General features: G+C 40.0%; 11 protein-coding genes. 5 read left to right on the forward strand and 6 right to left on the reverse strand.

Annotation, left to right across the window (positions count from 1 at the left end; all coding sequences use genetic code 11):
- Positions 1 to 43 precede the first annotated feature (43 nt).
- The 6 genes from V7L07_RS20315 to dndE form a co-directional block, all read right to left on the reverse strand.
- Positions 44 to 538: a GNAT family N-acetyltransferase gene (locus tag V7L07_RS20315; protein ID WP_335060863.1), complete on the reverse strand. Its 495-nt coding sequence runs from the start codon at positions 536 to 538 to the stop codon at positions 44 to 46.
- A 45-nt stretch (positions 539 to 583) separates the two neighbouring features.
- On the reverse strand, positions 584 to 775 hold the full coding sequence (locus V7L07_RS20320) for a hypothetical protein (RefSeq protein WP_335060744.1): 192 nt from the start codon (positions 773 to 775) through the stop codon (positions 584 to 586).
- A 176-nt stretch (positions 776 to 951) separates the two neighbouring features.
- Positions 952 to 1,365: an ABC transporter permease gene (locus V7L07_RS20325; protein ID WP_335060745.1), complete on the reverse strand. Its 414-nt coding sequence runs from the start codon at positions 1,363 to 1,365 to the stop codon at positions 952 to 954.
- Positions 1,350 to 2,651: an AmpG family muropeptide MFS transporter gene (locus V7L07_RS20330; protein ID WP_179066739.1), complete on the reverse strand. Its 1,302-nt coding sequence runs from the start codon at positions 2,649 to 2,651 to the stop codon at positions 1,350 to 1,352. Before V7L07_RS20330 ends, V7L07_RS20325 begins: the two co-directional genes overlap by 16 nt.
- A gap of 143 nt (positions 2,652 to 2,794) precedes the next feature.
- Positions 2,795 to 4,252 carry a DNA phosphorothioation-associated putative methyltransferase gene (locus V7L07_RS20335; protein WP_335060746.1) on the reverse strand — a complete coding sequence of 486 codons (1,458 nt, stop codon included), beginning with the start codon at positions 4,250 to 4,252 and terminating at the stop codon, positions 2,795 to 2,797.
- Between the two features lie 51 nt (positions 4,253 to 4,303).
- The gene (gene dndE / locus V7L07_RS20340) at positions 4,304 to 4,690 is read right to left on the reverse strand and encodes a DNA sulfur modification protein DndE (RefSeq protein ID WP_335060747.1); all 387 of its coding nucleotides are present in this window, start codon (positions 4,688 to 4,690) and stop codon (positions 4,304 to 4,306) included.
- A 191-nt stretch (positions 4,691 to 4,881) separates the two neighbouring features.
- Here dndE and V7L07_RS20345 point away from each other — a divergent pair, with 191 nt between their 5' ends.
- The 5 genes from V7L07_RS20345 to brxL all read left to right on the forward strand — a co-directional run bounded on the left by V7L07_RS20345 (position 4,882) and on the right by brxL (position 14,110).
- On the forward strand, positions 4,882 to 5,706 hold the full coding sequence (locus V7L07_RS20345) for a hypothetical protein (RefSeq protein ID WP_335060748.1): 825 nt from the start codon (positions 4,882 to 4,884) through the stop codon (positions 5,704 to 5,706).
- Complete coding sequence (locus V7L07_RS20350) at positions 5,696 to 6,136, forward strand: hypothetical protein (protein WP_335060749.1); 441 nt, start codon at positions 5,696 to 5,698, stop codon at positions 6,134 to 6,136. Before V7L07_RS20345 ends, V7L07_RS20350 begins: the two co-directional genes overlap by 11 nt.
- Before the next feature lie 190 nt (positions 6,137 to 6,326).
- Positions 6,327 to 10,490, forward strand: coding sequence for a hypothetical protein (locus V7L07_RS20355; RefSeq protein ID WP_335060750.1), 4,164 nt, complete (start codon positions 6,327 to 6,329; stop codon positions 10,488 to 10,490).
- Entirely contained in the window at positions 10,483 to 12,690 is a 2,208-nt protein-coding gene (locus tag V7L07_RS20360) for a hypothetical protein (RefSeq protein ID WP_335060751.1), read from the forward strand. Before V7L07_RS20355 ends, V7L07_RS20360 begins: the two co-directional genes overlap by 8 nt.
- A complete protein-coding gene (gene brxL / locus V7L07_RS20365) occupies positions 12,662 to 14,110 on the forward strand; it encodes a BREX system Lon protease-like protein BrxL (protein WP_335060752.1) in 1,449 nt (482 codons plus the stop codon). Before V7L07_RS20360 ends, brxL begins: the two co-directional genes overlap by 29 nt.
- The last annotated feature ends 1 nt before the right edge of the window (position 14,111 follow it).

The following is a 14,111-nucleotide window of genomic DNA, read 5'->3' on the forward strand; positions in this document are numbered from 1 at the left end:
GCTATAACTCAGATGCTAAAGTATGTTACGGCTATCCTCTAGTTTATTTTTCTGCACTCAGGAATTTTACCATCCAGATGGATTGGGTTTGATACCCTAACTGATTATAAAGATTCAATGCGGGTTTGTTTGATTGAAACACTTGCAGGCCAATTTGGCGATCGCCTCTTTGAATAGCCCAATTTTCCACATATCGCATCAAGGCTGTACCAATACCCCGTCGCCGATGTTCTGGTACAACGTAGAGGATAAAGATGTGAGCATGACGATTCCCATGTACTTGATCTATGGCGTTTCCCACCCAGAGGCAGGCTACTGGGGCAGGGGAAGCAGGGGAGGTAAGGGGGGGTAACTCTTCTCTCCCCCCGCTTCCCCCGCTCTCTTCTTCGATCCACCACAAGGGCGTATCGCTGGAGAAGTATTGTTTAACTGTTTGCTCTAAATGAAAAAAATTCTCATTGGGAAAGAGATCCTGGTAAGTTCGCTGCATGAATTTAAGCAGCAGCGATCGCTCCAAAAGGGAGCCACGGCGAATCATATATCCAGGTAGTAGTTGCTCAGACACTTAAATACATTTATTGACTTAGCTGGCTAAGTTAGGTGTTGCTGGTGGTAAATCAGTGGGAGTAGGTTGAGAAGTTACCTCTATCTTTTCAATTGGTGCGGGTGCTGCCATATCGGAGGGTAAAAAGATGCGGGCGCTGACTGCCACTAAGGCAAAGACAAATACTAATACTACAAGCAGTGGGGCGATGTATTGACGAAAAATAGCCATAAGTTAATTGCAAAGGAAGCTACGAACTTTTATGAGAAGTTAGCTGAAGATTTGTGAAGTATTCTTGATTTATTTTAGCAATGTTATGGGTATGGGAATTGGGAAATTCAATTTTGGATTTTGGATTAAATTTCAATCTAAAATCTAAAATCTAAAATTCTTGCTCCCCTGCTCCCCTAATCCCGCTGGCGATCGCGTTCTAAGTCGTCAAGCACTCTTTCGCAATACCAATTTTCCGGCATCCCAGGATAAGTTTCCTTTGCCTGTTCAATTAACCGTTCGGCAGCGGCAGCATCACCAGATAATTTAGCGATTAGCCTGTTTTTGAGATAGCTATCAGATAAACCCTCCTCTACCTGGTTTGGTAGTCCTTCATTTATAGTTGATGGCCGGGACTGCTCTCTTCGCAACTGCCAAAATAAAACGTAATAAAGTGTACCAAAAATTAAAATTAGGCTGAGTGTTCCGAAAAAAGTTAGGAGGTTAAATGCTAGATATCCTAGAACTAACTGCGAGAGAACATACCCAAGTAATAAACCAGTGAGTAAGAGAATAAATGTGCCGACAGCAATAACTACTTGATTCCCCATATATCCTCTTCTTCGTCGTCAAGTCCTGGTCTGGATAATACTACCACTGGCTTTGGATTCCAAGGGGCAAAGAATGGCAATAATAGTAATCCCGGTAAAGCTGCTATTGCTGTCAGTAGAAAGAATGTAGACCAACCGGTGGTTTGTGCCCATGTACCTGCTGGAGCGGTAAGAATATCTCTACTAAAAGCCTGCAAACTCGAAAGTAAGGCGTACTGTGTAGCGGAAAAGCTTTGGTTACAAAGACTCATCAAAAATGCCACAAAAGCAGCTGTTTCTAGACCAGCACAAAATTGTTCTATATTAACGGCAGCTAACATTAGATAGAAGTTTTTACCTACTACTGCTAAAGCAAAGAAAGCCAAGTTGCCGACAGCCTGCATGATGGCGAATATCCACAGCGCTCGATTAACACCAATTTTGGTCATGACTGCTCCTGCTGCCAAGGTACCAATAATAGTGGCGAAAATTCCTAGCGCACCAGGAAATGCGATGTCGGTTTGAGTGAAATGTAAACCTTTATCTAACAAAAATGGGGTGGATACATTCTTGAGTAAAGAATCCCCCAACTTGTATATCACAATGAATACCAAAATTAAAAGTCCTTGTAACCATCCCTGACGCTGGAAAAATTCAATAAAGGGTAATTTGACGGCGGCGGATAAAGTCTGAGGCGGGCGATCGCGTAGGACTGGTTCTGGTGCAAAAATAGAACTTACCAGACCTACGAGCATCAACAGCGACATTAATAAGTAAACAGCTTGCCAAGGCATTCTGTCTGCCAAAAACAGTGTTACATAACCGGTTACTAAAATGGCAACGCGATAACCCAATAAGTAAATAGACGCTCCAGCACCTCTCTCTTCTGCTTCCACGACATCAGTGCGGTAAGCATCAACTAAAATGTCTTGGCTGGCGCTAAAAAAGGCAACAGCCACAGCAGCAATTATTAAAGGTTGTAGCCCTTGGGATGGGTGTTGTAGAGCCATGACAGCTATACTTAACAGTAATGCTACTTGTGTAATTACCAGCCAACCTCGACGCCGCCCCAAAAAAGGCGGTACAAATCTATCTAGTAAAGGCGACCAAAGAAATTTCAAAGAATAGGGCAGCTTTACTAAACTAAAAGCGGCGATCGCTGCCAAGCTAATCCCTTCTTTGGTCAACCAAGCTTGTAATGTCTGACTGGTTAAATACAACGGCAACCCTGATGAGAAGCCAAGAAATAACAAAGCTCCCATCTTCGGGCTGCCAAAAATTCGTAGCAGCGATTTATTTACTTGCACAATCTTGAAGATTCCTTGTTATTTAATTGAATTGCAGTTATCTTGCCATAACTGCTGTCTAATTTCGTATAAGCACACAAACCTACTAAGATTTTCTTTATTTAAGATACATATCAGCAATGCTCTAACATTGTGATTGTTCCTTAATTTTCCTTAATTGAATAAACCTGATGCCCTCTGATTTCGACTCTGTGGGCAGCGAGGCACTTTTCCCAACCTTCACGCGTACCAATGTCGCTTTTTTGGTTAAGCAGCCCTAATTGCTGTTCTTGTTGGGTGAGTTTAGCAAATTCTTCGTAGCGTGGGTAGTTGCTGGTAACAAATGTTTCTTTACGGTGCAAAATCGGCGGATTTGCCCTACTTTCGTAGTCTCGGTGAGTGACGAAAAGGGTTTTTAAATCAATACCGATGCTGGCTTTTAACGCGGGATGAGGATCAGTGTCGAATTCAGGGTAAGACAGATAGGATATTTGCGGCTTATCAGTGTGAAATTTGATTAATGTGGCTTCATCGATACGCCCAATGGTACGGCTAGCGCAACCTTCACAAATTCGTAGTACGGGGTCAAGTGCTGCTAATGCCGAAACATGGACGTAAAGGGCACCGCGCGTGTGTTTACCAATTTTGCTTTTTTCACAAGCAGTTTTAATCACCCCAGGTTTACCTAAGCTGAAAAGCTTTTGGTCGGCTACTTGACAAGCTTCTTCATAGCTACTAAAAAAGGCTTTGATATCGTGACGCATTTCTGGCGCTAGCTTTTGCCATGCAGGGCGTCGATCGAAGTGGGTGAGGGCGAGATAAACTTGGATATCCAGAGAACGACGGTAAGCGATCGCATCCCATTCAGCCTCATCAGTGGCTTGCAGAACTACACCAAAGGCGCGGCGAAAGTTACCAAATTCGCTCAGTAATTCTTGTTCATTTTCCAATTCGCCTTTCACAGGTAATCTACCGCGCTTGGTAAAAAAAGCCATGAGTGGTTGCAGCTGTTCTTGATAGTCTTCAAACCGCTTAGTGGGGATGCGTACTCGCGGTGTAGAAGTAGCAGAAAAGAAGCGGATAGCTTTGTAACTTTCTTTTTCCGCCTCATCTCGAAAAACAAAGTAAACGCCTAGTGCGATCGGTACCGCATCGACATTTAGGACTTCATCAATATAAGTTTTGAGTTCTTCTTGTTCGTAATATTTCTGAAAAGTATTACGGCGCGTCACAATGCCATCATTGTAAGCAAGTTGGGTTTTGCTGGGAGCGTTAATCAGGATTTGAGCCGCGACAATTAAAACTTTCCCGGTGAGTTCCCAAGCTTGGCTCAAGCTTTGACGGCGTTCCTCTGCGTCTTCAATGACGTTGAGGACATAACCCAAGTTGACAACATCGGCGGCGGTGCGTGGTACATCAGGATAGTAGTAAGGGTCCCAGCCTGCACTGGTGTAGCCTAAGTTTGCTACTCGCTGGACATCACCACCATAGCCGCAACCGTAGTCAAAAAAAGTGGTGTCTGGATTCAGGATTGACCCTTCTATAGCCAATCGTACAGGGCGAGATATATCAATGCGAGCGATCGCAGCTCGATGACGCTCAATTTCTAGCGCTTCAGGCATAATATTAGTTGTCAGTTAACAGTGAACAGTTAACAGTCAATTAATATCCTTTCAATTTTTAACCACTAGTTCAATTAAATCTTCAATTTTCTTGATATTTGGATCGCCTGCTAAGTAGCCAATACCGCGATGCAAATGTAAGCGGAATTGGGTGGCGAGGGTTTCTTTATCGGTGGGATAACCATCATTGTGACAGCGTTGCTTGAGGGCGAGGAGGAGAATATCGGACATTTCGCCGCCAAAGACGCGCCAAGTCATTTCGACGTTGCTATCTTGGGGAATTGGGACGGGGGAGGGTGCGGTTGATTCTACTAGGGAACGACAAAACGCCCAACGGCATAGGATATTCCATTGGTCAATTTTGGTACTGCGCTTAAGTTTGGTAAGTTGGTCTTTGGCTGTTTGGGAGAGTTTAATTCTTTCGATTGGTGATTCCATAACTAAAAGTAAAAGGGAAAGAGTGAGTCTGTCTACGCACTCTAATATCAACATTTAAAGTGGTATATATAGTAGTTAGTAATATACAATTCAATAGTTGTCTATATCTTCGCAGTCAATATCTCATACATATTTTGAATCTAGTGTCAGGAAAATATATTTAATTAAACTTCGCATTTAGAAAATATATTATGGCTAAATTGCAATTGCATTTCAATGGCTCTTTTTCCTTTAAAAAAGACGAAATCAATAGACTGCTTCATACTGCTGCCCAAGAAAAAGGCTTAAATGATAGCTTGCCTAATTTGATGGAGAAAACAAGTTTAGGTAATGGCAAAGTAGGACGAGTAAAAAGTTGGGCAGTACGTGCAGGGTTAATTAAGAATAATCGCCCCAGTCCCGAAGGAGAAATTGTCTTGCGACTAGACTCAGGCTTAGAGTCAAATATTACAGACTGGTTGATGCATTTTTATTTAAGTTTTGGTGATAAAGGACTACAACAAACACCAGAAAATCCTGTTGATTGGGGTGGATGGTCTTACTTTGTATATACGTTCTTGCCTCGTTATAGTAAATTTACTAGCGAGGAATTATTGTATCATATTACTTCAGGATTTGAAGAAGAAAGCAAAGTTATTGGTGACAGAATCAAATTTATCTTGCGGGCATACACTGAGTTTCAAGCTTTAGCATCCTGCAAGTTTATCACTCAACAAGAGGATAAATATGTTGCTGGAAATGCCCACTTACCTAACTCTTACCTAGTGGGATATTTCCTAGCCAAGCTGTGGGAACGTGACTTTAAAGGCGAAGGTTCTGTTCTTACCGAGTCCATCTTGAACCAGAAAATGGGAATTGCTGCTGTACTGGGCATCAAAGCAGACGCACTACAGGAACAGCTAAATGCACTAGAAGCTTACGGCATCATAGAACAGCGACGGGCAGTACCTCCTTTCCAAGTGATTCCGCGCTGGGATGAACCTTTGGCACTGCTGGAAAAAGCCTATGACGGATAAAGCTGATTTCCTACTGAGAGATGCCAGACCCGATGACAGAATTCACTTGCTATTGTGGGATACACCTAACGAAAACGAATTAGTACGTATCGCTTTTGACAATAATGCTGAACGGGTCAACTACCGGAAAAATTTGTTACAAAGGATTCATCCGGGAGAAAACTTTCTCACGCTTCATCATAATTTGGATCTGGAATTGGATGCGATCAAGTCAATGTGTTCTGGGGTTAACAAGCAAGTTGTTTTATTGGAAGGGTTAGATTGTCTGATTACTTATCTACAGGTGACATCTGGCAGTCACATTACCCTTTTCTGGAAGCAACTGGAAGAGACTCGCAAGCTAGAAAAACTTTTGTGGATACTGCTACCCCAGCAACTAGCACCCAAAAATTGGTCGTCAGAGCGAATTAAGCGTATTCCTTCAGGATAATTATCACTTTGCATCTGCTATTTTAATTGATTATGCTCCTCAACCAACTTGTTGAAATCAACGAAAAGGGTAGTATTGCCAGTTCTGTGAACTTTGGGATGTTGGATGATTTAGAGAAGAATTTGCCTCTGTGTGAGAGTTTTATCTTTAATTACGACTCAAAAAAACCTGAGTTATCGAGGTTGGTATTTTGGATGCGGTGCGCCGTAGCTATCATAGTCCAAATCAGCCGAATATCCATTTGATGATTCAACAATATGGTAAGGGTAAGTCTCATTTTGCGATCGCAGTAGCCAATTTTTTCAAAAAACCCTTCCACAGTCAGGAAGTACAAGAGATTTTGTCACAAGTAGAAAAGGCGACATCTGCCAAAAACCAGGCTATCTCTGAAGGATTAAAGCTTTTTAAACAAAACCAACGCCACCAACATTTAGTTATCTGTCTTAGTGGTGACATCGGCGGCGATATCAGAAAGCAATTTCTCCAACAACTCGTTAAAAGTCTAGAAGCAGCAGGTATTCAAGATTCTTTAGCACACCATATATGCAGTGAACCCTTACGCTATTTGGAAACTTTGAATCCAGAGAATAGGGCAAAGGCAGAGAAATATTTACAAAGTATTGGTAATCCTGATGGTGATTTAAATTCTCTGATTCGCTTACTCAGAGAAAATAACTCTGGTGTTATATCGACTGTTAAAAAACTTGCCTTTCAAATCACAGGATTTACTCTTGATTTTACTGCTGATATAAATATTCAAGTAATTCTCGAAGATTTGTTAAAAAATTACTGTACTGGTGAAAATGCTCACTATCAGGGTATTTTAATTTTATTTGATGAGCTAAATTACTATCTGAAATCTTGGGCAGCAGATGATATTGGTGCTGGGGGTACGTCACTGCAAAATATTACTAATATTTGTGAGAACTATAAAGGTAAAATCGCACTGCTAAGTTTCACCCAAATTCATCCTGGTAGAGGATTAGGAATTTCTGCTAATGCCATGCCAGAATACCTCAAAATTGCCACTCGCCTCGCCCCAAAAGATGGCACTACCTATGATAATCCCACTTCTAGTTTAGAACTGGTGGTAGAAAACTTATTGTTGCAAAAAAATGCCTCTACTTGGCAAATATTTCGTTCTAAATGGGAGAGCGTTTTGAGGGGAGAAGCGCAAACAGCTTTTGAACGCAGAATTAAAGTTTATAAAGAAAAAGGCTGGTCTTTTCAAGAATTTTATACTCACTTGTCTGAGGGTTGTTTTCCCCTCCATCCTCTGACAGCATATCTATTGTGCAACCTTGATTTTACCCAAGACCGGACTGCTATTCAGTTTATCAAAGGCTACGTCAAAAATTTTATCGCCACTCAACCTTTAGAAAATGCTGGAAAACTTAATTACATTTATCCCATTGCTTTAGTAGATACCTTTATTGAAAACTTTTCTAATTCCTCGGTTTATAATTACTATAAAAAAGCTGTGGATTTGGTTGCAGGTGCTGACAATGAAGATGAATTAATGGTTATCAAAGCTTTATTTTTATATGAAGCTAGTGGAGAAAAACTTACCAAAGCAGACCGAGAAGAACATCAAGAGATTTTAGTAGCTTTAACAGGTTTAACTAAATTGAGACTCCACACAGCACTAGATAAACTAGAAAAGGAAAGAGACTTAATTTACCACCGACCAGAAATTAAGCTTTATCGGTTCTGGGAAGGAATTAACCCTAAAGTTATTCAAGAAGAAATTGAAGAAAAAATCAGATTACAAACAACCTCTATTAATGATGTTGTCGCCTATTGTGATAAAATTAATATTCTTAAACAAGATAAAAAAGATAAATCTAATATAATTAGTGCTACAAAGTTTGTCGAAGATAACAAATTATGGCATGAAGACTGGCGGTTTGAATGTAAGATATATAGTATTGATAAATTCATTAAAGCGCTAGAGAACAATCGTATTCTGAGAGATTCTAAAGAGAAGGGGATTTTAGCTTATGTTCTAACAGAGACTCAAGAGGAGTTGCAAGATTTTCGTAATACTGTAGCTAATTATTTATCTAAATCGCCAATTCAAAATTACATTGCCGTTGCTATTCCTAGAGAAGAAACCGGAAATTTAGCCCGTGTAATTCTACAGATAAAAACTCTTGAAGAGACGGACGCTGCTGATAAAAGATTGTCGGGAAAAGCTTATCAAGAACAGCTTCAGCGTTGGCAAGAAGAAGCAAATACACGGTTAACAAGGTTATTAAATAATTGCACTTATCATTGTGTGGAAATCGAAAAAATTCCATCTGCGGAACAACACAAAGCGCAACGGGTAATCAGTTTACTTTTACAAGATTTATATCCCTTCGTTCCTCCTGTGGATAAAATCGATAAAATGCGTTCAGGCCATCCGACAGGTAAAAAAATTGTCGGCTGGACTGCCAAACAAATCTTTATAGAAGATAACCTCAGTCAACAGACACTGCCTGACCGTTCTTACAGTACTGTTATTGATCAGATTTTTGTCAAGCTATGGGGTCTATTCAAGAAAACATCTGATAAATATATCGTTCAAGAACCAACTGATGAAAAAATCCGTGCTGCCTGGGATAAAATTTCTGAAATAACTGACTTAGAAGGATTACCACAAAATACTTTTGGTCTAGAAAAAATTTGGCAAGTACTTTCTGCCCCACCTTTTGGTTATAGCGAGTATAACTTTACCATGTTGCTAGCAGGATGGTTGGCAATCCACCGCAAAGAAGTATCTCTCAGAGGCTATATCGAACTTGGTTCTAAAAAGTTAAATATGACATTGAAAACACAATCCTTGAAAGACTGGGGTAATACTGATATTCTCCAAAACCCTACTGCATTTGTTGAGGACTGGATTATTAAACAAAAGTCCAAACTAATTCGCCGCCAACAAGCAGAAATGCCGATTTCGGCATCGCTAATAAACTATTATGACCAGGCGCAGGAGTATCTAGAGGTCGTTGCTGCTTTTTTAGAGTTTAATGAACCAGATGAGTTAGAAAAAGAAGAGTTAACTAAGAATAGAAAGCAGATGAGTGCTGCGGTTGCTGAAATTGACAAGTGGTTCCAACCAGTGCAAGCTGTGGAAAATTTACCTCATGATGCACAATTGGTAGCACTTTTACCACTTTACCCGCAACTGTTGAAGCGATCGCCAAACAACTCAATTTTACCAACACAACAACAACGCGATCGCTTCTCTCAAGCATTTCAAACGGTCAGTAATAAAATTGACCAACTTGTAGCAGCAGAAAACAAGCGTGCTGAATCACTATCTACCGAACAAGCTTGCAATGCTTATCAAAGAGAAATTCCACAAATTATTGACCAAATTAACCAAATTACAGACTTGCCTCCCCACTTAATTGAGAGTTTGCAAAATGGCCTCCGTACCAGCAATATTAGATTAACAGACATTAGGCAGCAGGCAGAAGCAGGACAAAAGCAAGCTGAAGATACACAAATTATGCAGAATATTCGTAATTCTGCAACAAAAATCAAAACTATTCATCTTTCTCAAGCAGCGCTGCAAGAAATTGAAAATTTACAATCTCGCTTCAATTATCCTGATAAATTTCAGCATGAACTTGCTGAAATTGTGCAGTCAATTCAAAACAAAATCACTAGCGATCGTTCTAGTCTGGGAAATCTCCGCACTCAACTACATTCAGTAAATAATCTCACAGAGTTAGATATTATTAATACAGAATATGCCAAGCTTGATGTTGTATTTCAAGATTCGGCTGATTACGAAAATTATCAAGAACTACAACCACAAATCCAGAGTTTAAAACATGATTTAGAGCAAATACAAAACCTGGAAATTCGCTATCAAAAAAGTGATTTTATTACCAGTTGTAATGATGCTTTGACAATAATTGCTAGTGGGGAGTTGAATATTTATAATGCCGATCGCTTTCAAGAGAGAATTTTTCAGTTAGAAGCAAATTTTAGGAATAAAATACAGGAATATGAACAAAAACAATTGCAAATTCTCCAACAAAAACAAACTGCCGCCCAGCAATGGATCAAAGATTTAGAAAACAGTTGTACTCAAATAAACCAATCGGTTGATGATGCGGAGAAACTAGAAATAGCAAACAATCTACTTGAGCAAATTCAAGCTGGAAAATCTGATTATATTAACTTAATTAGTGTTACAGAAACTCAGTTACTAGTGAATATAGAACGTCAATGCGTTGAGGAACAGAAGAAAGATATAACCAATCAAATTTTCGTACTGTTGCGGCAACTTACCCGTTTAGGGCAACAAGATGTGTACGAGAGGTTAGGGCAAATTCTCTCAGAAAAGACGGATGAGTGATCAACATATCATATTAGACCCTACTGGATTGTACGATATTCCCTGCGGCTATATCCAAATTACAACAGAGGTGGAATGGATACAGTTCTTTGGAGTCAGTTCCGATCCTTGCTGGGTAAGAGGTGAGCGATTATGCAAATGGGCAGAAACCTGGCTGCGATCGTGGAATAGAAGTGAGGAAATCGCGGAAATTAAGCAGCATCCTCGCAACAAACTAGCACAATTGTTTGATACTGCACCCTTACCGGAAGACTGGACTAACGAGCAATTACTGATTTTTGCTAACAAGTTAGATGCTTATCTCCAAGACAACGCTATTGCCCACTTTTTGGCAGATAACATCACTGAAATTAATGGGCAGATATGGTTTACCGAACCCTCTATTTCACATCTCGCCGCTTGGTTAGCAATTTCAGTTCCACAAGAATATAAACCTTTTGAGCAAGTTTGGCAGCAGCAGTTTAAAGAACATGAGTTAGCAACTTATTACCAAACTGAAGATAAATTATTGTTCCTACGTCGCTGGTTAGGCATAGCAGAACCAGTCTTCAACGACATCGGCAAGTATCCTTTGCCAGTTCCCGATTTACTCAGACAAGAGTTTGACACCTATTGGGAACAACTCATTTCTCGCACCGAAGGTAAAGTCTTGGATACCCTAATGCCTGCGAACCAAGTAGGTATGGAGCGAATTGCAAATTGTGCTTACAAGCTTCTTGGTAATCGACCTAACGGGATTAATCAAGCCAGGGAAGCCAAAGTTATCCCTTATCTTAGCTATCAGCAGAAGCAAGAATTAAATCTTAATCAACATCCCCCCCAACCCCTGGCTTTAGATGCTACTCCTGGGCAAGCTTTAGCTTGGGCAACAAAAGATTACCTGCCCTTCCGTCGCTGGGAAGTTATTAAGCAACCTGCCGTTGCACCAAAAATTAGTGATAGTTTGGCGGATAGCTTTGTTGAGTGGATGCTTCAGCACTACCCCCAAATGAAGGTAGAATCAGTAGAAAATTCCTACCTCAACTACAGCGTTGCATCAAGAGTGCAAAATCTTTGCCAAGAAAGTCCTGTTTTTTGGGTTGTGGTCGATGGCTTAGGATGGTTAGATCATCTAGAACTTTTGTCTTTACTAACGAATAATTACAAACTGGTTGTAGAAACTGCCATTGAGCCTCGGTTTAGCATTCTACCCACTAAAACAGAATATGCCAAATGGAGTTTATACGCTCAACTTTTGCCTAATGATCCTGCTTGGGTTGCTGATGCTGGCAAAGCTTTTGTAAAAATGGGTATGGGCAAACGTTATACAGATAGACAAGTTGACAGACTTGACAGCGCTTTGAGAAAAAAGACTTCTAAGTTATATTGCTGGGATACAGATGAGTTCGATAGTCTTTATCACACTAAAAAAGATTGGCAAAGTCTTTACAAACTTGACCGTCCCCACGCCCTAGAAGGCATTGCCAAGAGAATTGATTACTGTTTGCAACAATACCCCGATCCAGATGCGCTAAGAATCGTTATTGCCAGCGATCATGGTCAAATGATGGGTACTTCCGAAAAAATCACCCATTGCCCTCCAGAACTGGAAGCTAAGGGGAGAATGGCGATTGGTAAAACTGATGATACTAGGTTTGTGGTTTTAGAAGGCGATCGCTACGGTCTTCCTCACGATATTAGTATTGTCAAAGGCTCCGCCAGCTTAGGTTCTTTTAGCTACACTAGCAATAAAAAAATCATCGGTTCTCACGGTGGGCTATTTCCCGAAGAAGTTGTGGTCGGTGTATCTGTTCTGCGAAAATCGATCCAACGTCTTCCTGTACTGGTTTTTTGCTTGGGTGAAGGCAAACCCAGACAGACAGGAGAACTGGAAATTACTATTGATAATCCTAACTCAGTGCCGCTAACAGACCTTTGCCTATATATTCACGAACTACCTGATTTTCAGCAGGGAAAACTATTAAAACAAGAAATTCCTGCTAATCAGGGCTTCAGTTTTCAGATAATAATTCCTGAAGTACCCACATTGCCCCCAAATTATTCGGGAAATAACTTATCTTTAACTGGCAATTTAACTTTTAGATTTGCCTATGCTGAAATTGAAAGCACTGCCCTAACTCCTGACTCAAAAATTATTATTAACCAAATATATAGTAGTGGATTTGATATAGATGAATTCTTGGGAAGCAACAACCTATAATAACGATTTGGTTCGTGAGGTTTTTGGAAATCTCTGTATTGATAAAACTAGACTACCATCTAGTGGACTCAGTTCTATTGGCGTGCCTAGTTTTGTGGCTGAATGGTTGTTAGATAAAATAGTGCCCGGTTCAGGAACACTTACATCAATAGAATTAGAGAAAATCAATAGTTTTATTAAAAAAGCCTTTCCCCGGAAAGATGACCGGAATGAAATTATTTTTGACCTAACTCAAGGGGAAATCCGAAAACTCATTGCTTTAATGCAGGTTCGCATTAAATTAGAACAGGGAGGAAGAGTCATTCCTGAACCCTTGGCACAAATTCCTGCATTGAATTTGACTGAATGTAGCATTGCTACTGATATTGTCGAACGTTATAAAATACTGCTACGCCAAGGGATATGGGGCAAAATTACTCTGGCTATGCTTCCCGATGGCAAAGTGGAAGTGATGGATTTTGAACCATTTCAATGTTCACAAGTTGATTTACAAGGCTATGCAGAATGTCGGGCAAAATTCAATACACAACAATGGCGGGATTTAATATTTTGCTCAATGGGTTTTAACCCCCAGCATTCCAGTTATCAGCAGGAAGCTAAAACATGGATTTTGGCTAGGTTATTACCATTAGTGGAAGCTAATTATCATGTCATAGAATTAGCTCCTAAAGGTACTGGGAAAAGCTTCTTTTTTGAAAATATCAGTAGTAAAGTTACTTTAATTAGTGGTGGTAAAGTTACTCCTGCCCAATTGTTTATCAACGGCAGAACTAAAGAAGTTGGGTTACTCGGTCGTCATGAAGTTGTGGTTTTAGATGAAGTTCAAAGTTTAACCTTCGATAATCCTGAAGAGGTGATTGGGCCACTTAAAAATTATCTTGCTAGCGGTCGTTATAATCGCTCTGGTTTTGCAGATATTTCTAGTGACTGCGGGTTAGTGATGCTAGCTAATATTGAATTAGACGAGCAATTAGAACCACGCCATGAAGATAATTTAATTGCTAACCTCCCCAAGTTTTTTGCCGAAACTGCATTATTAGACCGATTATCTGGTATTATTCCCGGCTGGAAAATTCCGAAGTTTCAAAGAGAAATGGTAGCTTCTCAAGTTGGTTTAAAAATGGATTTTTTTGGTGAAGTATTACTATCTTTACGCCAAGATAATCGCTTCAGGTTCTATGTAGAACAGCATACTAAATTTGCCAAAAATGTGACTATTCGTGACCAAAATGCTATTCTCAAATCAGCATCAGGTTTTCTAAAAATTCTCTATCCTCATTTAGAATTAACATTAATGGACTATGAGCGTGATTGCCTGGAACCTGCTTGTAAACTACGCCAAGCAATCCGAAATTCGCTATATTATCTTGATGATGAATTTAGGCAGTTTGGTAGAGAAATTTATGTAGAGACAAAGTAAA

Origin of the sequence: Nostoc sp. (assembly GCF_036916985.1) — a bacterium.
Taxonomy (GTDB): domain Bacteria; phylum Cyanobacteriota; class Cyanobacteriia; order Cyanobacteriales; family Nostocaceae; genus Nostoc.

Bases quoted from the DNA above. Each gene is read 5' to 3' on its own strand.
- V7L07_RS20315 (WP_335060863.1), bottom strand. From the start codon at position 538: ATGATTCGCCGTGGCTCCCTTTTGGAGCGATCGCTGCTGCTTAAATTC.
- V7L07_RS20320 (WP_335060744.1), bottom strand. From the start codon at position 775: ATGGCTATTTTTCGTCAATACATCGCCCCACTGCTTGTAGTATTAGTA.
- V7L07_RS20325 (WP_335060745.1), bottom strand. From the start codon at position 1,365: ATGGGGAATCAAGTAGTTATTGCTGTCGGCACATTTATTCTCTTACTC.
- V7L07_RS20335 (WP_335060746.1), bottom strand. From the start codon at position 4,252: ATGCCTGAAGCGCTAGAAATTGAGCGTCATCGAGCTGCGATCGCTCGC.
- dndE (WP_335060747.1), bottom strand. From the start codon at position 4,690: ATGGAATCACCAATCGAAAGAATTAAACTCTCCCAAACAGCCAAAGAC.
- V7L07_RS20345 (WP_335060748.1), top strand. From the start codon at position 4,882: ATGGCTAAATTGCAATTGCATTTCAATGGCTCTTTTTCCTTTAAAAAA.
- V7L07_RS20350 (WP_335060749.1), top strand. From the start codon at position 5,696: ATGACGGATAAAGCTGATTTCCTACTGAGAGATGCCAGACCCGATGAC.
- V7L07_RS20360 (WP_335060751.1), top strand. From the start codon at position 10,483: ATGAGTGATCAACATATCATATTAGACCCTACTGGATTGTACGATATT.
- brxL (WP_335060752.1), top strand. From the start codon at position 12,662: ATGAATTCTTGGGAAGCAACAACCTATAATAACGATTTGGTTCGTGAG.